Source organism: Stenotrophomonas sp. 05L413 (genome assembly GCF_056397945.1).
The window spans coordinates 1-21,534 of sequence record NZ_JBFTOL010000007.1 but is presented as its reverse complement, the minus strand read 5'-3'; the positions used below and the strand labels follow the sequence as shown (position 1 = coordinate 21,534).

At 67.1% G+C, this 21,534-nt stretch carries 15 protein-coding genes; 11 read left to right on the top strand and 4 right to left on the bottom strand.

Features of this window, described 5'->3' with window-relative positions:
* Positions 1-137: 137 nt before the first annotated feature.
* The 3 genes from AC1DIQ_RS15600 to AC1DIQ_RS15590 all read right to left on the bottom strand — a co-directional run bounded on the left by AC1DIQ_RS15600 (position 138) and on the right by AC1DIQ_RS15590 (position 5,108).
* Entirely contained in the window at positions 138-752 is a 615-nt protein-coding gene (locus tag AC1DIQ_RS15600; RefSeq protein WP_478050363.1) for a DUF937 domain-containing protein, read from the bottom strand.
* A gap of 158 nt (positions 753-910) precedes the next feature.
* Entirely contained in the window at positions 911-3,466 is a 2,556-nt protein-coding gene (mutS, locus tag AC1DIQ_RS15595; RefSeq protein ID WP_121043600.1) for a DNA mismatch repair protein MutS, read from the bottom strand.
* Positions 3,467-3,629: 163 nt separating this feature from the next.
* Positions 3,630-5,108 (bottom strand): serine hydrolase domain-containing protein, encoded by a 1,479-nt coding sequence (locus AC1DIQ_RS15590; RefSeq protein ID WP_121043502.1) that lies wholly within the window; start codon positions 5,106-5,108, stop codon positions 3,630-3,632.
* A 43-nt stretch (positions 5,109-5,151) separates the two neighbouring features.
* Between AC1DIQ_RS15590 and AC1DIQ_RS15585 the strand changes: the two genes are divergently transcribed.
* Complete coding sequence (locus AC1DIQ_RS15585; RefSeq protein WP_121043505.1) at positions 5,152-5,748, top strand: ArsR/SmtB family transcription factor; 597 nt, start codon at positions 5,152-5,154, stop codon at positions 5,746-5,748.
* Positions 5,749-5,812: 64 nt separating this feature from the next.
* Here AC1DIQ_RS15585 and AC1DIQ_RS15580 read toward each other — a convergent pair whose 3' ends face one another.
* Positions 5,813-6,208: a barstar family protein gene (locus AC1DIQ_RS15580; RefSeq protein WP_478050362.1), complete on the bottom strand. Its 396-nt coding sequence runs from the start codon at positions 6,206-6,208 to the stop codon at positions 5,813-5,815.
* Positions 6,209-6,519: 311 nt separating this feature from the next.
* Here AC1DIQ_RS15580 and AC1DIQ_RS15575 point away from each other — a divergent pair, with 311 nt between their 5' ends.
* From AC1DIQ_RS15575 to AC1DIQ_RS15530, 10 genes are all read left to right on the top strand, one after another.
* Positions 6,520-7,377 carry an HpcH/HpaI aldolase/citrate lyase family protein gene (locus AC1DIQ_RS15575; protein ID WP_461770459.1) on the top strand — a complete coding sequence of 286 codons (858 nt, stop codon included), beginning with the start codon at positions 6,520-6,522 and terminating at the stop codon, positions 7,375-7,377.
* Between the two features lie 85 nt (positions 7,378-7,462).
* A complete protein-coding gene (locus AC1DIQ_RS15570) occupies positions 7,463-9,910 on the top strand; it encodes a sodium:solute symporter family transporter (RefSeq protein ID WP_478050361.1) in 2,448 nt (815 codons plus the stop codon).
* Positions 9,911-10,003: 93 nt separating this feature from the next.
* Positions 10,004-10,885, top strand: coding sequence for a LysR family transcriptional regulator (locus AC1DIQ_RS15565; protein WP_102789143.1), 882 nt, complete (start codon positions 10,004-10,006; stop codon positions 10,883-10,885).
* Between the two features lie 244 nt (positions 10,886-11,129).
* Positions 11,130-13,304, top strand: a complete 2,175-nt coding sequence (locus AC1DIQ_RS15560) for a TonB-dependent receptor (protein WP_478050360.1) — start codon at positions 11,130-11,132, stop codon at positions 13,302-13,304.
* Positions 13,305-13,481: 177 nt separating this feature from the next.
* A complete protein-coding gene (locus AC1DIQ_RS15555) occupies positions 13,482-14,681 on the top strand; it encodes a serine hydrolase domain-containing protein (RefSeq protein ID WP_478050359.1) in 1,200 nt (399 codons plus the stop codon).
* Positions 14,678-15,631, top strand: coding sequence for a ribokinase (locus tag AC1DIQ_RS15550; protein WP_478050358.1), 954 nt, complete (start codon positions 14,678-14,680; stop codon positions 15,629-15,631). The genes AC1DIQ_RS15555 and AC1DIQ_RS15550 overlap by 4 nt, the downstream gene beginning before the upstream one ends.
* Positions 15,632-15,668: 37 nt before the next feature.
* Entirely contained in the window at positions 15,669-17,858 is a 2,190-nt protein-coding gene (locus tag AC1DIQ_RS15545) for a formylglycine-generating enzyme family protein (RefSeq protein ID WP_478050357.1), read from the top strand.
* Entirely contained in the window at positions 17,855-19,720 is a 1,866-nt protein-coding gene (locus AC1DIQ_RS15540; RefSeq protein WP_259462209.1) for a glycoside hydrolase family 127 protein, read from the top strand. The genes AC1DIQ_RS15545 and AC1DIQ_RS15540 overlap by 4 nt, the downstream gene beginning before the upstream one ends.
* A gap of 200 nt (positions 19,721-19,920) precedes the next feature.
* Entirely contained in the window at positions 19,921-21,048 is a 1,128-nt protein-coding gene (locus AC1DIQ_RS15535; protein WP_478050356.1) for a CaiB/BaiF CoA transferase family protein, read from the top strand.
* A 16-nt stretch (positions 21,049-21,064) separates the two neighbouring features.
* On the top strand, positions 21,065-21,534 hold a 470-nt coding region (locus tag AC1DIQ_RS15530), incomplete at its 3' end, for a transaldolase family protein (RefSeq protein WP_478050355.1).

The window sequence follows — 21,534 nt, the reverse complement described above, 5'->3', positions numbered from 1 at the left end:
GTCGGAAGGTTGCCTGCACATCGGGCCGTGAGGCACCGGGATGAAGGCGTGCCCACACGTTAATCACTGCTGTTCATTCGGTACATTCGAATGAATCAACTAATGCGATAGGCGCAGGCTATTTCCAGCGATGGCGTTCAGCGCTTGCCGAACAGCCCGCCACCGAGCTTGAGCAGGTCGCCGACGCCCAGCTGCCCATCCCCGTCCTGGTCCAGCACGGAGGTCAGCAGGCCACCGCTGTTGGCGCTCTGCGCTTCCTGGCCGAGGGCCTGGCTGAGCTGGTTGGGATTGGCGTTGCCGCCGCTGGCGAAGCGCTGGGCGAGATAGGACATGACAATCGGGGCGAGGATGGCCAGCAGCTGGCTGGTCTTGCTGCTGTCCAGCCCGGTGGCTCGGCTCAGGCCCTGGGTGGCGCGGTCGGTGTTGCCGCCGAAGACATGGCCGAGGATGCCGGCGCCATTGCTCGCATTGCCGCCCCCGCCGCCCAGCACGCTGCCCAGCAGCCCACCCAGATCGAAGCCGCCCCCGGCACTGGCCGGTGCATGGTCACGCTGCAAGGCGCCCAGCAGTGCCTGTGCCCCTTGAGGTTCCTGCGCATTGCGGCCCATCGCGCCTAGCAGCAGCGGCAGGGCAGCGCCCACTGCGGTGCTGGCCTGGTTGGGGTCGATGCCCAGCTGCTGGGACACCTGCTGCAGGCCTTGGCCCTGCTGCAGTTGCTGGAATAGGGACGCGGCAAGTGATTCGGTATTCACGGCGGACTCCAGGGCAGGGATGGGAACCGCCCGAGCATAGCGCCGTGTTCACTACGGGAATGCGAAGAATTCACGCGGGGCCGCGCGGACACCCGACCAGCGGTCGGGTGCTACCGGCTCCGTGGGGAGCCGGCCAGCGGCCGGCACGACCGGCATGGTTAGAGCAGCGTCTTCAACCGGTACAGCGCTTCCAGTGCCTGCTTCGGGGTGAGCTCGTCCGGATCGATCGCGGCCAGCGCATCCTGTGCGGCGGTATTGGGCGCGTTGAACAGGCCGAACTGCTGCGGTGCATCCAGCGCCTGCGCGGCCACCACGGCGGATTGTGTCTCGTGGCTGCGCTGCTCCAGCTCGGCCAGGCGACGCCGCGCCTGGGCGACGGTCGACTTCGGCAGGCCGGCCAATGCGGCCACCTGCAGGCCGAAGCTGCGGTTGGCCGGGCCATCCTTCACGGCGTGCATGAACACCAGCGCGTCGCCGTGTTCCACCGCATCCAGATGCACGTTGGCAATGCCGCTGGCGCCGCCTTCGTGCTGTTCGTCGGCCAGCGCGGTCAGCTCGAAGTAATGCGTGGCGAACAGCGTGTAGCAGCGGTTCTGGTAGGCCAGATGCCGTGCGACCGCATCGGCAAGTGCCAAGCCGTCATAGGTGGACGTACCGCGGCCGATCTCGTCCATCAGCACCAGTGACTGTGCGCTGGCGTGATGCAGGATGTAGCTGGTCTCGGCCATTTCAACCATGAAGGTCGACTGCCCACGGGCCAGATCGTCGCCGGCGCCGATGCGGGTCAGGATGCGGTCGATCGGGCCGATCACCGCGCGGGTGGCGGGCACGAAGCTGCCGATGTGGGCCAGCAGCACGATCAGTGCGTTCTGGCGCATGTAGGTGGATTTACCGCCCATGTTCGGGCCGGTGATGACCAGCATGCGGCGGTCCGGATGCAGGTCCAGATCGTTGGGCTCGAACGGCTGCTCGCGTACCGCTTCCACCACCGGATGACGCCCGCGCTCGATCTTCAGGCACGGCCCGGTTTCCAGCTCCGGGCGCGCCCAGTCCAGCGCCTGCGCGCGTTCGGCGAAACCGGCCAGCACGTCCAGTTCGCTCAGCGCGGCGGCGCACTGCTTGAGCGGCTCCAGCCCGCTGGCGAGGATGTCCAGCAGTTGTTCGTACAGGAACTTCTCGCGGGTCAGCGAGCGTTCCCGCGCGGACAGCACCTTGTCTTCGAACGACTTCAGTTCTTCGGTGATGTAGCGCTCGGCATTGGTCAGCGTCTGGCGGCGCGTGTAATGCACCGGCGCCTTCTCGGACTGGCCCTTGCTGATCTCGATGTAGTAGCCGTGCACACGGTTGTAACCGACCTTCAGCGTGGCGATGCCGCTGCTGATGCGCTCGCGCTGTTCCAGATCGATCAGGAACTGGTCCGCATGCGTGGAGAGGCGACGCAGCTCGTCGAGCTCGGCGTCGTAGCCTTCGGCGATCACACCGCCATCGCTGAGTTTCAGCGGCGGGGTCGGGGCGATCGCGCTGGCCAGCAGATGCGCGCATTCGTCATGCGAGCCCAGTGCATCGTGCAGCGCGATCAGCCGTGGCGAATCCAGCGGTGCGAGCACCGCGCGCACCTCGGGCAGCAGGCCCAGGCCATCGCGCAGCGTGGAGAAATCGCGCGGGCGCGCCGAACGCAGCGCCACGCGGGTGAGGATGCGTTCCAGATCACCCAGTGCACGGAAGGCATCGCGTACGTCGCCCTCGGCGCCGCGATCGATCAGCGTGGCGACCGCATCGTGGCGGTGCACCAGCACCTCGCGCAGGCGCAGCGGGCGGTGCAGCCAGCGCCGCAACAGGCGACCGCCCATCGGCGTCACCGTGGTATCGAGCACGCCGAGCAGGGTGTTGCGGGTGTCGCCATCGACGCGCGTATCCAACTCCAGATGGCGGCGCGTGGCCGCGTTCATGGCGATGGCCTCGCTCGCGGTTTCGGTGGCGATCGCGGTGAGGTGCGGCAGGCGTTGCTTCTGGGTTTCTTCGACGTAGCCGAGCAGGGCGCCGGCCGCCGCGGTGGCGCGCGGCTTGTCGTCGATGCCGAAGCCGGTCAGGTCATGCAGCTTGAAGAAGTTCAGCAGCTGGCGGCGGCCGCTGTCGGCATCGAACAGCCAGGGCGCGCGACGGCGGATGCCATTGCGGTACTGCAGGAAGGCCGGCCAGTTTTCTTCATCGGGCACCAGCAATTCGGCCGGCTCCAGGCGGGCCAGCTCGGCTTCCAGCGCATCGTCCGAATCGACCTCGTTGACCAGGAAACGGCCGCCGGCCAGATCGGCCCACGCCAGGCCATAGCCGTTCTTCCCCCGCGAGAGGGCCATCAGAAGCGTGTCGCGGCGCTCGTCCAGCAGCGCCTCGTCGGTAACAGTGCCGGGGGTGACGATGCGCACCACCTTGCGTTCCACCAGGCCCTTGGCCAGCGCCGGGTCGCCGATCTGCTCGCAGATCGCCACCGACTCACCCAGCGCGACCAGCCGCGCCAGGTAGCCTTCGTAGGCGTGCACCGGCACACCGGCCATCGGAATCGGCGCGCCGCCGGAGCTGCCGCGCTGGGTCAGGGTGATGTCCAGCAGCCGCGCCGCCTTGCGGGCGTCGTCGTAGAACAGCTCGTAGAAGTCGCCCATCCGGAAGAAGAGCAGCAGGTCCGGGTAGTCGGACTTGGCGGCGAAGAACTGCTTCATCAGCGGGGTGTGTTCGGGCTGCTTCTCTGTCACGCGGGGTCCATCACAGTCGGGGGCAGCCCGGAAGGCCGCCTGGTCGGCCATTGTAGGGGAGGGGGCGGGCAGGGCGAAGGGCGCGCCGCGCAGCCGTGCCCTGGTGCCTGAGGCGTGCACAGGCCTCCCGTCATTCAATCGCGAACCCGGCAACATGGCCTGTCTCGTCAAGCCGGACCGTGTAGCCGACGAACGCACCCGGACCAAACTCGGCCACATAGCTGTAAAGCGTGCCCTTTTCGCCTTGGCTCGTGCCCTTGAACACCATGTCGGTCGGTTCGCCGTAAGGCCCCACGGAACTCATCAGGCCGGCACCGATGCCAGCGGCCAGCTTGCCACGCAGGTCGTCGCTGAAGGCGCTGTAGTCGGTGCCGTTCTGCAACTGGCGGAACGATGCCTTTGCGCTGTCGCGGACGGCGGCAACCTCGCCGGCAACCGGACGTTCCCACGCCGCGACGATGTCCGGGTGCAGGGCGGCGAACACCAGATTGGTCATGGTGACGCCGGCCTCGGGCTTCTTGTCGCCCAGGTTGGTAAAGGCCAGGATGCGCAGGCCATGATCAGGGTAGTACTCATCGGCGGTGGTGAAGCCCTGCGCGCCGCCGGTGTGACCGACGCGCGCCTGCCCGTACACGGCATCCACGAACAGGCCGAGGCCGTAGCCCACGGGCTTGCCATCGGCCGTAGCGAAGGAGGTCTTCATCTGCGCATAGCCGGCTGCGGATACCACCTTGCCACCGCTCAGAGCGGCGTCCCACCGAGCCAGATCATCTAGTGTGCTGACCAGGAAACCGGCCGCACCGCTCCAGTCGGGGTGGAAGTACGGCGAGCGCTGCAACGCGCCCTGCTCATGCCGGTAACCAACGGCCATGCCGGCCAAGCGGTCGCTATCAGCCAGGGTAAAGGTGTGGGTCATGCCCAGCGGCGCCAGCATGTGCTGCTGCAGGTAGTCGCGGTAGTGCTCGCCGGAGACGGTTTCGATCACCTTGCCGAGCAGCGCGTAGCCGGTGTTGGAATACGACCAGCGCGTGCCTGGCGGGAAATCCAGCGGCTGGCCGGCAATGCGCGCGATCAGGTCATCGAAATCGATGGGGCGTGTCACCAGGTCATCGACCTCCGCTTCGGGCCCATCGAAGTACTCGTGCAGGCCGCTGGTATGGGTCAGCAGGTGGCGCAGGGTCACCTCGCTGGCGTGAGGCGCGTGCGGCAGGTAGCGCGCCAATGGGTCGTCCAGTTGCACCTTGCCCGCTTCCTGCAGCTGCACGATGGCGGCGGCGGTGAATTGCTTGGTGATCGAACCGATCTCGAACGGCGTATCGGTGCGCACCGGCAGCGCGCGCTCACGGTCTCGCAGGCCGTAAGCACGGGAATAGAGAGGCTTGCCATCAACGATCACCGCGATGGCTGCGCCGGGCACCTGGAAGCGTTGCATGACCTGCTGCACATCGGCATCGATGCGCCGCGTCACAGCGGGGTCGAGGTCGGCGGCATTGCCGCCACCGCCGCCGCTCTGCAGGGCCGGCAGCGTGGATGAGGCCGACGCGCCGCCGCAGATGGCAATGGCAGCGACCAGGCCGCCGGCAACGATCCGCAGGTATCGAGTACGCATGTACGAATCACCAATTATTCAATTTTGATCTATAGTTTGAATTATGAGCCAACCCCTAGCAAGCCCTCATGCACCGCGAGCCCTGGAACTGACCCCCGACCAGCTGGGCGCCATGGCGTCCTCACCGCGGCTGGCGATCCTGCAGCGGCTGGATATCGACGGCCACGCCACCGTGCGCGAGCTGGGCGAGCGTCTGGGGCGCCCGGTTACCGCGCTCTACCACCACCTCGAGCGGCTGGAAGAGGCGGGCCTGGTGCAGGTGGTGGAACGGCGCAGCACCGGTCGCCGGCCCGAAGCGGTCTATGCCGTGGTATCGCGGCAGCTGTCCTCGGCCGCCGCACTGCGCACGCCGGGCGGGCGCAGGAACCTGATCAAAGTGGCCAGCAGTGCGGTGGGTGCCAGTTTGCGCGCGTTCTCGGCCGCCGCCACGCAGGCGGCGGCGCGCTTCGACGGCAGCCAGCGCAACTGTGCCGTGCGCCATCTGTCGTTCCGTGCCGACGCTGCCCAGTTGGCGCGCATCAACGCGCTGATAGGCGAGCTCGAACAGGCCAGCCTGCAAGCCGGTGACGAGGCCGAGGATGGCCAGCCCCTGCTGCTGACAGTGGTGCTGGCCAGCGTGACGGACAAACGCAAGGACTGACGGCGGCTCGGCACGATCGTCGGGCGTGCCGCGGCGAGAGCGCGCGTGCGCGATGCACAGCCGGTCAGTCCGTGCGCAGGTGCAGGGTAGGGTGGGCCGCGAACACGTCCATGATGAGGTCGAAATAGGTCTGGCCGGCGCCGCGTTCCAGCGCATCCAGCTGGGTGGCGATTCTCGCGGCATTGAACACGCCGGGTCGCGCCTGTTTTTCCTGCAGCCAGGCGCGGGTGGCCGCCACCCCGAGCGCGGCGCGGCTGTGTGCGATGTGCGTCCAGTGCACCGTGGCGGATGCGTGCCCGGCCAGTGCGCCGTAGCCGCCATAGAGCAGGTCATCCAGTGCATCCAGGCTTGGGGCCAGCTGCCAGTCCTCGCTGGTCATGAACACGCGGTTGATTTCAGCGTAGAAGCCGGCGATGTCGTGGATGGCGCTTCCGTCCAGCACCAGGGTGGGACCGGTCATCCCCGGGTCCGCGCGTCCAGGTGCGGTGCGCACCGGGCGGTGGTTGTCGGCGGCAGAGTGGGTTCATGCATCGGCAACAGTCCTCGTGACGCGTTGGTTGGGTGGCTGCCCGAGGCGCGACGTGGGTGGTCACCCCGGCAGGTTGCAGCAATCGATTGTGCGTGCAACACGGTGATGTCCGACGCTTTTCTTCTCGTGGTGCACTGCAGCGCATTCGGCGGTCGAAACAAATGCTATCCAATGAATGTCCGGGACCGCACTTTTAAAGGGCTTCCAATTCTGCAGACTGCGCGGGTTGATGAGGGAAAACCATGCGTAGCAAGCTGTTCGTCCCCGGCGCCCGGCCGGAATTGTTCGACAAGGCCATGGCCGGCGAGGCCGATGCGCTCTCGTTCGACCTGGAAGATTCGGTGCCCGAGGCCGGCAAGGCCCAGGCCCGCGACCAGGTCGCCGGCTTCCTGCGCCGCGTTCAGGGCGGCGCCGGTGACAAGCAGTTGATCGTGCGCAGCAACGGGACGGACAGCGCCCATTTCGGCGCGGACCTGGATGCGGTGGCGCTCCCCGGTGTGGACTTGCTCAACCTGCCCAAGATTGAATCGGTGGCTCAGCTGCTGGCGGCCATCGCCCGGCTGGAACGGGCTGAGCAGCGCAACGGCGTGACGCGCCCGATCGGGCTGCTGATCAACATCGAAACCCCCAAGGCCCTGCGCATCGCCGCCGAACTGGCCGGCGCGCACCCGCGCGTGGCCGGAGTGCAGTTGGGGCTGGGTGACCTGTTTTCGCCCAATGGCATCGACCGTCAGCCGAGCAACGTGCATGCCACGCTGTTCGCGCTGCGGTTGGCGGCCGCTGAAGCCCAGGTGTTCGCCTGCGACGGTGCGTTTCCGGACGTGGCCGACAGCGACGGTTTCCTGGCCGAGGCGCAGATGGCCCGGCAGTTGGGCTTCATCGGCAAAAGCTGCATCCACCCGCGCCAGGTTGCCCTGGCCAACGCCACCTTCAGCGTGCCGCCGGCGATGCTCGCGGAGGCGCAGCGGATTGTTGCCGCCGCCGCCGGTGCCGAAGGGCAGGGGCACGGCGCGTTCCTGTTTGAAGGCCGGATGATCGACCTGCCGTACCTGCGCCGTGCTCAAGCCCTGCTTGCCGCATCTTCTCCCCCGCTTGCCTGATTGCGGTATCGGGATGCATCGACCACTGTCTCCTACCTGCGCTCTTGCCGGCTTCGGCGTTGCCGCACTTCTTCCGGGTAATTTCATGCACAAGCCTGCACCGTCCGCGTTCCTCTCCACTGTGCTCCGGCGCTGCGCGCGCAGCGTGCGGCTGGTTGCCGCCGCTGTCCTGCTTGCCAGCAGTGGCGCCGTGGCCGCCGAGAGCCTGACCACGGTGGCGGCCGGCAACCTGCCGGCACTGCCGGCGCAGATTGCGCCGGGCGGGCTGGTACATGTGGACGGGCGCCTGGTGGCACTCAGCCATGACGGTGCCTGGGAGCTGCGCGCCGACAACAAGGCGTGGGAGGCGTTGGCGGCGCCGGCCGCAGGGCAGCTCGGCGGGCTTGAGGGCAGCGTCAGCGCAGCCGGGCGCACCTATCTGTTGCAGGGCCGGGATGCGCTCGGCGACCGCCTGCAGCCGGTGGTCCTGAACAACGGCGCGCTGGTGTTCGGCGCGGCCATTGCGCTGCCCGCGCCGCTGCGCAACGCGCGGGCGGCCACCTTCGGTGACGCGCTGTATCTGGTGGGCAACGATGCGGCTGGCAGCGCCCAGTTCTACCGCCGCACCGCGGCGGCAGGCACCGCCGCCTGGCAGCCTCTGGAGGATCTGCCCCAGCAGGGGGTTGCCAGCGCATTGCAGGCGCAGAAAGGCGCGCTGTACCTGGGCCTGGGCGCCGGCACGGGCAGCGACCAGCTGTGGCGCCGCAATGCGGACGCCAGCTGGCAGCAGGTCGCGTCGCCGGACGGCACGATCGTGGCCGGCTCGATGCGCGCGCTGGGCCAGGCGCATCTGCTGATGCTGGTGAAGGACGGCAGCGGCGTGACCCAGGCGCGTACGTTCCACACCATCACCGACGCATGGACGACACTGGACACACCGATTGCCGCAGCACCGCAGGCCGTCACGGCGTGGGGCAACGGACTGGCCTGGGCCACCGTGGGCGCCACCGGCAGCCAGCTCCAGTACGCCGAACTGCAGGGCGGCAAGCACCTGCTGCGCTGGCTGGACTGGACGGTGATCGGCGTCTATCTGCTGGCCATGCTCGGCATGGGTTTCTACTTCTATCTCAAGGACCAGAACGCTTCCACGGCGGACTTCTTCGTCGGCGGGCGCTCGATTCCGTTCTGGGCGGCCGGCATCAGCCTGTATGCCACCAACACCAGTTCGATCAGCTTCATCGCCATCCCGGCCAAAGCCTTCGATACCAACTGGCAGTACCTGACCAACAACCTGATCGCGGTCGTCGGCCTGATGTTCGTGGCGGTCTGGATCGTGCCGCTGCTGCGCCGGCTGGACCTGATGAGCGTGTTCTCCTACCTGGAAACGCGCTTCCACCCGGCGATCCGCATGCTGTCCAGCGCACTGTGCATCGTGATGCAGATCGGCAGCCGCATGAGCGTGATCCTGTTCCTGCCGGCGCTGGCGATCTCCACCATCACCGGCGTGGACGTGGTCTGGTCGATCATGCTGATGGGCGTGTTCACGATCATCTACTCCACTGTGGGCGGCTCCAAGGCGGTGATCTGGACCGACGTGGTGCAGGTGATCGTGATGTTCGGCGGCGCGCTGTTCGCGATCGGCTTCATCTTCCTGCAGACCGGCGGCGACATGCCGCAGCTGCTGAGTGCGGCCGCGGCGGAGGACAAGACCAAGCTGTTCGATTTCAGCTTCGACCTCACCAAGGCCACGGTGTGGGGCTTCATCTTCCTGGTGGTGTTCGATGTGGTGCTGACCTTCCCGAAGGACCAGGTGCTGATGCAGCGCACCTTGTCCACGCGCTCGGACAAGGAAGCCGGGCGATCGATCTGGGCATTTGCCGCCATCATGATTCCCGGCGGCTTCGTGTTCTACGGCATCGGTACGGCCCTGTGGATGTACTACCGCAACAACCCCGAACGCCTGAATCCCCTGCTGCCGATCGATGCGACCTTCCCGCTGTTCATCGCCGCCGAGCTGCCGGCCGGTGTCACCGGGCTGATCATCGCCGGCATCTTCGCCGCGGCGATGTCGACCCTGTCGAGCATCATCAACTCGATCTCGACCCTGGTTTCGGTGGATTTCTACCAGAAACTGGTCAAGGACCCGAACGAGAAAACCGCCGTGCGCGTGGCCGAATGGTCCGGCGTGGGCGTGGGCCTGATCGGCATCGGCATCGCGCTGGTGATGAGCCGCTATGACATCCATTCGCTGTTCGATGTCTCCATCGAACTGGCCGGCCTGCTCGGCGGTGGTTTTGCCGGTGCCTACACGCTGGGGATGTTCACCCGCCGCGCCAACGCGCCGGGCGTGGCGATCGGTGTGGCCGGCTCGATCCTGATCACGCTGGTCTGCTGGAGCATGGACCTGGTGCACCCGTACTTCTATCTGGCGATCTCGATCCTGCTGTGCATCGTGATCGGCTATGTGGCCAGCCTGTTCTTCCCGGCACCCACCCGCTCGCTGAAGGGGCTGACCATCTACCGCGATACCCCGGCCGAAGCGGCAGCTCCATGACCAGCACCGTTGAGGCGCCGGCGCACGGGCCATTGGTCCAATCGCATTGCGCCAGTGGCTCGTGTAGGTTGCTCACGCGCTGAGAGGTAATCCGTGGAAACCCAGTTCCTGAGTACGTTCGTAACGGTGGTGGACCGCGGCTCGATGGCTGCCGCGGCCCGCTCGCTGCATATCACCCCGGCCGCGGTCGCCCAGCAGATCCGCACGCTGGAACGTGAACTCGGCGCGCCGCTGATCGCCCGCGCCGGGCGCACCGTCAGCGTCACCGAGGACGGCGCGCGCATCCTGCAGCGGGCGCGCGACCTGCTGCGCCAGGTGGCCGACCTGCGCAGCGTGGCCAACGAAAACGACCTGGCCGGCGAGTTGCGGTTGGGCGCGTGCCCGACCGCACTGGCCGGCCTGCTGCCGGACATCCTGTCGCGGATGGTGGCGACGTTCCCGCAGATCAACGTCTTCATCAAGCCGGGCTACTCGGCCGATCTGTACCGGGCGGTGGAGGCTGGCGATCTGGATGCGGCGATGGTGCTGCAGGCCCCCTTCGCGCTGCCCAAGACCTGCAAGTGGCAGCAGCTGCGCGAGGAGCCGCTGGTGGTGCTGGCGCCGGCCCATCTGGGCAGCCGTGACCCGCACGAGCTGCTGCGCGAGCAGCCGTTGATCCGCTACGACCGCCACGAATGGGGCGGTCGCCTCGCCGATGACTACCTGCGACAGGCCGGGATCGTGCCGCGCGAGCGGTTCGAGCTCAATGCACTCAACGCCATCGCGGTCATGGTCGACCGCGGGCTCGGCGTGTCACTGGTGCCGGATTGGGCCAAGCCATGGCCGGAAGGATTGAATGTCGTGCGCATTCCCTTGCCGCAGTGCAGCGAACCGCGCCGGATTGGCGTGGTCTGGTCGCGTTCGTCGGTGCGCATCCGCCTGGTGAACGTGCTGCTGGAGGAAGCGCGTGTCGCATTGACCGAGCCGCAACGCTGACACCACGGGTTTTCGCGCGGTGCGCCGTGCGAAGCGAAACAAATCCTAGGCTTTGAACATACCTGAGCACAGTTCTATCGCCATGACGCCGCGCCTAGGCTCTCGCCTCGTTGCCGGACAGGACGTGGAGACCCGCAAGGGAACCGCATCGACCGGCGGAAGGGCGAAAGCCCACGCGCGTCATCGGTGGCGACGGCTCCCCGGCCGGCTGTCCCGCATTTCCTTTTTTGGGGGGGAGAAACGAATGATCAAGCCACTTTCCGCGGCCATCAGCACTGCACTGTTCGCCTGTGTCATCAACCCTGCCATGGCGCAGAGCACGACGCCCACCGATCTGGACCAGGTGATCGTGACCGGCAGCCGGACCCCGATCTCGATCGAGAAGGTCCCCGGTGCAGTGACCGTCGTGAACCAGGAACAGGTGCAGCGCACCCTCAACCTGACCGAAGACGCCACGGCCGTGCTGGCACGCATGGTGCCGGGCTACTCCGAATCCTCCCAGGCGATGAGCAACAGTGGCGAGACCCTGCGCGGCCGCGTCGCGCTGCGCCTGTTCGACGGTGTGCCGCAGGGCTCCCCGCTGCGCGAAGGCAGCCGCAACGGCACGTTCACCGACATGGGCGTGATCGGCCGCATCGAAGTGATCAACGGCCCGTCGGCTGCCGAGGGCATCGGCGGTGCCGGTGGCGTCATCAACTATCTTTCCAAGAATCCGGAAGTGGACGGCCACCAGACAACGGTCAGCACGCGCTACGGCACCCAGTTCAAGGATGACAGCGGGCAGTCCAAGATCGGCATCACCCACACCTTCAAGGGCGACGCCGCGGACTTCCTGATCAGCGGCGCCTACATCGACCGCGGCATCGCCTACGACGGCGACGGTCGCCGGGTGGGGTTGAACACCTCCGGCTCGCTGTCCGACTCCTACAGCAAGAACCTCTTTCTGAAGGGCGGCTACAACTTTGGCGAGGGCCAGATGCAGCGCATCCAGGCCAGCTACAGCAACTTCCATATCGGTGGGAAGCACAACTACATTCCGGTCGAAGGCTGCCGCTACGACGCCGTGGAGTGCCCGATTCCGAGCACCAATACCGCCGAGAAGGGCTCGATCAAGGATTCGCTGGCCGAGTTCAACGATTTCGAACAGTTCGCTGCCAAGTACACCCATGCCGACTTCTTCGGCGGTGACCTGAGCGTGGATCTGTACTGGGCAAAGCAGGCGATGCGCTATGTGCCGGAGAACGGCGCCGACCGCCAGCTGGTCAAGCCGGCGCCGCCGGAAGCCGACCGCATCTGGGACCAGTCGGAGATCAACTCCGAGAAGAAGGGGTTGCGTGTGGCTTATGCCTACGGCGACCTGTTCGCGGTAGAGGGTCTGCGCCTGCGCACCGGCCTGGACCTGGTGGAAGACACGGCCGAACAGCGCCTGGCGTTGACCGACCGGGTCTGGGTGCCGCCGATGAAGTACACCAGCCTGGCGCCGTACGCGCAGCTGAGCTGGGACATCGGCCCGGTGACGCTGGATGCCGGCATCCGCCGCGAAGACGGTGAGTTGGAAATCGACGGTTACACCACCACCGCCTACCGCGACTTCACCCCGGTGCAGGGCGGCAAGCTCGACTACAAGGCCAACCTGCCCAACTTCGGTGCGATCTGGCGCATCACCGATGCGTGGTCGGTGTTCGCCTCGTACTCGGAAGGCTTCGGTATTGCCAACGTGGGCATCCCGCTGCGCAATATCCAGGCCAACAGCCCGTGCAAGGCAGTGGCATGCATCGCCGATCTGCAGCCGCTGATCACCAAGAACAAGGAAGTGGGCTTCAACTGGCGCGGCGAGCAGGCTCAGGTCGGCATCTCGGGCTACCGCTCGACCTCCGAATTCGGGTCTTCGCTGACGGTGGACAAGGTGACCGAGGACTTCATCCTCACCCGTGCACCGACCCGGATCGAAGGCATTGAGATGAACAGCGCCTGGACCTTCAACGACCAGTGGAAGGCGACGCTGCTGTACTCGCGGATCCGCGGCCAGACCCAGTACTACGACGGCTCGGGCCTGAACAAGGAGATGGGCATCCTCGACATCTCTCCGGACAAGGTCAATGCCTCGCTGACCTGGACACCGAATGATCGTTTCGATGCGACGCTGGGCGTGAGCCGTACCTTCAGCCGCGACCTGCGCGAGACCTTCGTCAATCCGTCCAACGGCGCGGTGTACCGCAATGACGAGGATACCTACGGTTACGCGTTGTGGGATCTCAGCATGAACTACGACACCGGGACCTACGGCAAGCTGTCGCTGGGCATCGAGAACCTGCTGGACAAGCAGTACGTGCTGACCTGGTCGCAGTTGCCGGGCTGGCAGAACTTCTTCTCCGGCCGTGGCCGCATGGTGTCGCTGACCCACACCTTCACCTTCTGACCGTCACCGCGGACCGGTGCTGCGAAGCACTGCAGCGCCGGTCCGTTTTTATTGCCTTACCCTGTCATGACGTTACCGCCACTGACAGCAGGAGAGCGGATGTACTGGCCATCGCACGGACCGGCCCACGCCCGTCATTGCCGCCCCCGGGCACGCCTGGCCGTGCTCGCGTGGCTGATGCTGGCAGTGGGACAGGCCGCGGCGTCGGCGCGCTTGCCGGCAGTCGATGCCTTCCTGCACGACTCGACCGGCCGCCAAGGCTATACCGGCGCGGTCGCGCTGGTGATCCACGATGGCCGCGTCGTGCATGGAGCCGCCTACGGTTGGCAGGACCTGGCCCATGCCACGCCCATGCAGCGTGACAGTATTTTCCGCATCTACTCGATGACCAAAACGGTGGCCTCGGTGGCGGCCATGATGCTGGTGGAGGAGGGCCGGCTGGACCTGGATGATCCAGTGGCGCGTCATCTCCCCGAGTTTTCCCGGCTGCAGCTGTTCGCCGGTGGTACGGCCGCGGCACCGCAGCTGCGCCCGGCAGCGCAGACGCTGACCGTGCGACATCTGCTGACCCACACCGCCGGCTTCGCGGCGGGCGGGGAGGGATTCGAGGCCGTCACCGCGCTGCTGGAACAACAGCAGGTGCAGGCCGCGGACAGCCTGGCCGACTACACCGCACGGCTGGCACGCGTGCCGCTGGCGAGCGAGCCGGGTACGCGCTTCCGTTACGACAGCACGTCCATCGAGGTGCTCTCGCGGTTGGTGGAAGTGGTGGGGAAGCTGCCATTCGAGCAGTTCCTGCAACAGCGTATCTTCGGCCCGCTGGACATGCGCGATACCGGGTTCGTGGTGCCGGCGCGCGACCGCGCCCGGGTGGTCGAACTGACCACCATGGGTGAGCACGGTGATCTGGTACTCGCCGATGAGGCGCACGCGCGGGCGCCTGGCAGTGCGCTGCGCCCGTATCCCAGTGGTGCCGGCGGCCTGTACTCCACCGCCGGCGACTACGGCCGGTTCGCGCAGATGCTGCTGGACGGCGGCCGCCATGGCGACGTGCAGTTGCTTCGAGCTTCCTCCGTGGCCCTGATGATGCAGAACCAGCTGGTGCATACCGCCTTGCCGCGGCCGGTGACCGAGTTCAGTGATGCCGAAGGCTTCGGGCTGGGCGGTTCGGTGTTGCTGGATCCGGCCCTGAAAGGACGCACTGCCTCGGTGGGGGCGTTCGGCTGGTCGGGCGCTGCCTCGACCTACTACACGATCGACCCGGCACGCCGCCTGGTCGCGATCCTGATGCTGCAGCATCTGCCCGGTGGCAATGACGATCTGCCGCGCATCAGTACGACGTTCTACAACCGCGTTGATGAGGCGATAGACCCATGAGTAATGCGGCACGTTCCACCGTCCTCGTTGCCGGCTCGGCCAATCTCGATTTCGTGGTACGCGCCACGCACGTGCCGGCGCCCGGAGAGACCGTGCTGGGCCGTGGTTTCAGCACCTTCCCCGGTGGCAAGGGCGCCAATCAGGCCGTGGCCTGCGCGCGGGCCGGTGGTGTGCCGACGCGGATGCTGCTGGCCCTGGGCGAGGATGACTTCGCCACGCCGATCGAGGCGTCCCTGCGCGAGGCCGGTGTGGCGCTGTCGGCCGTGCGCGATCCTGCGCTGCCTACGGGCACCGCCTTCATCTGCCTGGCCGACAACGCCGAGAACGCGATTACCGTTGCACCCGGCGCCAACCTGGGCCTGCGCGAGGAACACCTGCCTGCGCTGGACGGGGTCGGCTGGCTCTTGCTGCAGCTCGAGACCCCGTTGCCCACCATCACTGCCTATGCCCGCCGCGCCCGCGCGGCAGGGCTCAAGGTCGCGCTCAACGCCGCGCCGGCGCAGGTGCTGCCCGACGCGTTGCTCGCCCTGCTGGACGTGCTGATCGTCAACGAAGGGGAACTCGAGGTGGTGGCCGGTCATCCCCCGGACCTGGCCACCGGGCTGGCACGCGTGCCGGTGCCCTGTGTGATCGTGACCCTGGGGGCGCGGGGCAGTCTGGCCCGCGTGGACGGGCAGATCCTGTTGCAGCCCGGGTTCCGTATCGAGCCCACCGACACCACCGCGGCCGGCGATACGTTCTGCGGTGCCCTGATCGCCGCGCTGGTGGAGCAGCAACCGATGGCCCAGGCATTGCTGACCGCCACCGCTGCCTCCGCGTTGACCTGTACGCGCCTGGGCGCGCAGTCGAGCATTCCCTGCCGCGCCGAGGTGCTGGCGCTGCTGGCAGACCCCGCGCGTGTTCCCGATGCCGCCGCCCATGCTGCGCTGGCAGCGGTGTGCGCGCGCTGATGTCCCCCTTTTTCGTTTCCTGCTGGATGCCTTGCCCATGACCACGCCGTACCAGAGCCCCGACTACGACACCGACGCAGCCGACTACGGGCGTGACGCCATCCGTACCGAGTACAAGTTCTCGCACGTGACCACCGGGCGCTACCTGCCGACGCCGGGCAGGGCGCCGGCATGGCCGTTCGCCGACATCGGCAGCTGGATGATCGACGCCAATGCCAGCGCCGGCGACTGGCTGGAAGAGCTCAAGGACTGGCGCCGCGAGCATCTGGTCCGGATCGGCTATACCGACGTGAATTACCGCCGCCCGGAGCTGCAGTGGGCGCAGCGCAACTTCGTGCATGCACAGATGATGGTCGAGGACCGTTACTTCTTCGACGCGGCCACCGGGCAGTACACCGTCGATCGCTATCTGGACGATGTGACCGCGCGGTTCGGCGGGCTGGATTCGGTGCTGATCTGGTACATCTACCCCAACATCGGCATCGACGACCGCAACCAGTTCGACCTGGCGCACGACATGCCCGGCGGCCTGGCGGGATTGAAAACCGCCGTACAGGCCTTCCAGAAGCGCGGCGTCAAGGTGTTCCTGCCAGCCAAGCCGTGGGACCACGGCACCCGCGACCCCGGCGTGACGCATTGGGACGGGCTGGCCGAGATCGTCAAGGCGGTCGGTGCCGATGGCATCAACGGCGACACCTTCAATGGTGTGCCGAGAGCGTTCTTCGATGCCTGCGATGCACGTGGCAATCCGGTGGTGGTGCAGCCCGAGTCCACCATCAGCTCCGAAGAACAGCTGATCTGGAACGTGCAGAGCTGGGGCAAGAAAGCGCCCGATGGCCCGGTGCCGCCGGTCTCCAAGTGGAAGTGGCTGGAGCCGCGCCACATGGTCAACTACGAGAACCGCTGGGGCCGCAACCGCAATCACGATCTGCAGTATTGCTTCTTCAATGGCATCGGCTACAACGCCTGGGAAAACATCTGGGGCGTCTGGAACCAGTTCACCCCACGCGATGGCGAAACCCTGCGCCGGATCGCCACGCTGTACCGCCGGTTCCCGGCGCTGGTGGTGTCCATGGACTGGGAGCCGTACCAGGTGTGCCTGCAGGGCGGCATCTTCGCCAGTCGGTTCCCGGGCGAGGGGGTGACGCTGCATACGATGATCAACCGCAACGAGTACGCGGTGGACGGTGAGCAGATCGCACTGCCGCACGCGGAAGGGATGCGGTACTACGATGCGTGGCACGGCCGCGCGCTGGCGCCGCGGATCATCGACGGCGCGGCTTACATCGAACTGCCGATGGAAGCGCGCGGCTTCGGCGCGATTCTGAGTGTGGCCGCCGGCACCGTGATCGAGGGCCTGGATGACTTCCTGGCCGCGACCGCCGAGCGTGCCAAGCAGCCGCTGAGCAGTTACTCCGCGGCGTGGACGGCCGCCCCGCAGGAACTGCTGGCCATCGCGGCCACGCCCGCGCAGGCCGAGGCACCCGCCGGCATGGTCACGATTCCCGCCGGCGAGTTCCTGTTCCAGGTGGGCGGTATCGAAATCGAAGGCTTCACCTGGGCCGGGCTGGATGTGCAGTTCCCGTGGGAAGACTGCGCGCGTCGCCACCATCGCCGGCGCATGACACTGGCGTCGTTCCATATCGACCGCCACCCGGTCACCCATGCCGCGTTCAAGCGCTTCCTCGATGCCAGCGGTTACCGCCCGGCCGATGACCACAATTTCCTGGCCGACTGGAAGGACGGCGCGCCGCGTGCGGGCTGGGACAACAAGCCGGTTACCTGGGTCTCGATCGAAGACGCCCGTGCCTATGCGGCGTGGGCCGGCAAGCGGCTGCCGCATGCGTGGGAATGGCAGTACGCCGCGCAGGGGACCGACGAGCGCCTGTACCCGTGGGGCAACGCGTGGGATGCCAGCTGCGTGCCGCGGGTCAATCGCGGCCGTCGGCTGACGCCGCCGGCCGATGTCGATGCGCATCCGCAGGGGGCCAGCCCGTTCGGCGTGGAGGACATGGTCGGCAATGTGTGGCAGTGGACCGATGAATTCAGCGATGCGCACACCCGCGCAGCGGTACTCCGGGGGGGCAGCAGTTATCAGCCGCAGACCTCGCACTGGTACTTCCCGCAGGCCTACCGCCTGGACCAGCACGGCAAGTACCTGTTGATGGGGCCGTCCAAGGACCGCTCGGGCACGGTCGGCTTCCGTTGCGTGGTGGACGCGGCATGAACCGTCTGCATCCCGCCGCCCGCGGCATGACGTTGGTCCCGCCACAGCAGGTCACGTTGCAGGGTCTGCTGGGCGACGCCCTGGCGGCGAACCGCAACGGGCGCCTGAGCACGTTCATCGTTGATGAGCACAGTGCGCCGATCAGCATCTTCGGCCAAGCGCACAAACACCAGAATCATGAGGGCGACTGGTACGGCGAGCACGCCGGCAAGTGGCTGTCGGCCACGGCACGCGCCGTGGCCCAGGGCGGACAACCACCGCTGGAGGCCGCGTTGCGCCGCGTTGCGGATTGGTTGATCAGCCAGCAGGACGATGACGGGTATCTTGGCAACTATGCGCCCGAGCGCCGCTTCACCGTGCCGCAACCGCCCAAGCCGGAGAGCTGGAACGGTGAGCCGGCGCTGCGCACCTGGGACATCTGGACGCACAGCTATCTGATCCTGGGCTTCCTGGAAACGTGGCGCGCGCTGGGCAATGCGGCCTATCTGCAGGCCGCGTGCCGGATCGCCGATCTGTGTTGGCAGGCGCTGGAATCGGGAATCGACATCACCACACTGGGCAACCACCACGGCATGTCCGCCACGGTGCTGCTCGATCCAGCGGCGGATCTTTATCTGGTCACCGGCGAGCCGCGCTACCTGGCGCTGGCCGAACGCATCCTGGCACAGGCCAACGCCAACCCGCGGCTGGCGCTGCTGGACAAGGCGCTGGCCGGTGAGGATGCGGCCTTCATCGCAACCGGCAAGGCCTATCAGCTCAGCTGGAACCTGGTCGGGCTGGCCAAGTTGTACAAGGCCACCGGGCATGACGACCATCGCCGGGCGCTGGATCAGCTCTGGCACAACATCCGCGAGCAGCACCTCACGCTGGGCGGCGGGCCGTGGGGTGGGGTAGCGCACCGGTCGCGCGAGGTATTCAACGCGCCGCGCACCTTCTTCCCGCAGGCCTACGTGGAAACCTGCTCGGTACTGGCGTGGATGCAGCTCAACCGTGAGCTGCTGGCCATCACCGGCCACGCACGCTACGCCGACGAACTGGAGCGCACCGCCTACAACGACCTGCTGGCGGCGATGGCCGCCAATGGCGAGGACTGGTGCTACTACACCTATCCCAACGGCCGGCGCGTGCACACCACGTACTGGCGCTGCTGCAAATCCAGCGGCGCGATGGCCGTGGAAGAACTGCCACAGGTGGCCTATGGCATCGCAGCCGATGGTGGGCTGCGGGTCAATCTGTACGGGCCGGGCGAGGCCACGCTGCTGCACGCGCAGGCCGGTGCGGTCACCCTGCTGCAGGCGACCCGATTCCCCTTCGAGGGTACGGTGACGATCACCGTGCTGCCCGAGTGCGTCGCCGAGTTCAGCATCGGCGTGCGGCTGCCGGGCTGGGCGACAGGTGCACGGATCGAGGTCAACGGACAGCCCGAGGCGGCCGAGGCGGGCGCGGATGGGTTCGTGCACGTGCAGCGCACCTGGCAGTCCGGCGACACGCTCTGCGTGCAGCTGCCGATGCAGCCACGCCTGCACCGGGCGGCCAACATCAACGTGCAGGAATCGCGCGCGCCGGATGGCTCGCCGGTCGCGCAGGAGGTCCTGCGCTGGGAGTACGTGGGGCTGAGCTACGGCCCGCTGGTGTATGCCACCGGCCTGATCGACGGGTACAAAACCGATGAGACGGTGCGCTTGCCGGACCGGCCACCCTCGCAGTGGCTGCAGGTGGGCGACGACACGGGCGAGGGCGCGCCGATCACCGTGCAGTTGGAGTGCCGCGGCCCGCTGACGTTCGAACCCTACTACCGGTGTGGTGGGCGCGATCACGGCAGCTGGCGGTTGAGCTGGCTGTCGCTGGCGCCTTCGGGCTGACGTCTCGGCGGGGTTCGGCGGCGGTGGTGCCGCCGACGCCGCAGCGTGCTTTTTGTCCACCCAGAACATACCCACGCGATCTGTTTCTTCCCGTTGGCCAGGAGGAAACTTCCCTCAAGGTATCGAGTGTATTGACCATGACCGGAAGCAACCCCAGTTCTCCATTCGCCATCGCCCAGCGGGAAGGTGCCACCGGACCGTTGAGCGGCATTCGTGTGCTGGACCTGAGCGCGTACATCGCCGGTCCCTACGGCTGCACGCTGCTGGCCGACCAGGGCGCGGAGGTGATCAAGGTGGAGCCGCCGGTCGGCGACAACCTGCGGCGCTATCCCTCCACGCTGGAGGCCGAGAGCCGCGCATTCCTCGGTGTGAACCGCTCCAAGCGCGGCGTGGTGCTGGACCTGAAGCAGCCTGACCAGCGTGCGGTGCTGATGCGCCTGGTGCGCGAGGCGGACGTGCTGGTGCACAACTTCCGGCCGAGCGTGCCGGTACGCCTGGGCATCGATTTCGAGAGTCTGCACAAGCTCAACCCGCGCCTGGTGTATTGCTCGGTCACCGGCTACGGCGAGCAGGGGCCGCTGAAGGAGAAGGCAGGGTACGACCAGGTGCTGCAGACCATGACCGGCATGTGCACGATGCAGGGCAAGACGGGCGGCGCCCCGGAGATCCTGTACGGCTCGGTGGTCGATTACTACGCTGCCGCGCTGGTGGCGGCCGGTGTGTCATCGGCGCTTTACGAGCGCGAACGCAGCGGCGAGGGCCAGTTCGTGGGCGTGTCGCTGCTGCGCAGTGCGCTGACGATGCAGTCGGCGCGGATGGTCTGGGCCGAGGGCGAGCCGGCGGCGGTGGGCCGCGATATGCGCTCGGGCGGTGTCACCGGCATCCATCCCACCGCGGACGGATATCTGTACATCTCGGCCAATACCCCGCGCTTCTGGCAGGCATTGTGCGAGCGGATCGGGCGACCAGAATTGGCGGCCGACGCGCGGTACGACACCGTGCGCAAGCGCGCCGCGCAGGCCGAGGTGCTGCTGCCGCAGTTGCACGCCGCACTGGCCACGCGCAGCGCGCTGGCGTGGGAAGCGTTGTTCGGCGAAGAAGTGCCGTGCGCAGCGGCACGCCAGGTCGAGGACATGTTCGAGCATCCACAGGTGCAGGCAGAGCAGATGATCACGTCGCTGCCGCACCCGCTGCTGGGCAGCTACCGCGGCATCACCCGGCCGATCGTATTCGGCCGCACGCCCGGCCCGGAGCCGTTCGCCGCGCCGGTGTTCGACCAGGACACGGCGGCGGTCAGCGCACTGCTTGACGCTTCCTCTGATGATTGATGCCAAGGACCTCTCCATGTCTTCGCTGTCCAGACTCTCCCAGTTGCGTGATCTGTCCGTCGTAGTTGCCGATACCGGCGATGTCGAGGCGATCAAGCGCTTGAAGCCGGTCGACTGCACGACCAACCCCACCCTGGTGAAGAAAGCGCTGGACCTGCCGGTATACGCCGATCTGATCGAGAACGCGCTGGCCTGGGGCCGCGAGCAGGCGGGCGAACGCGAGACCATCGTGCACGCGGTGGCCGATCGCCTGACCGTGGGCGTGGGCACCCTGCTCAGCACGCTGGTGCCGGGCCGGGTCTCGACCGAGGTCGATGCCGACCAGGCACATGACACCGCGGCCACGGTGGCCAAGGCGCGCCAGTTCATCGCCATGTACGAAGCGGCCGGCGTGCCGCGCAGCAAGGTGCTGATCAAGATCGCGGCAACCTGGGAAGGCGTGGAAGCGGCGCGCCAGCTGCAGGCCGAAGGGATCGACTGCAACCT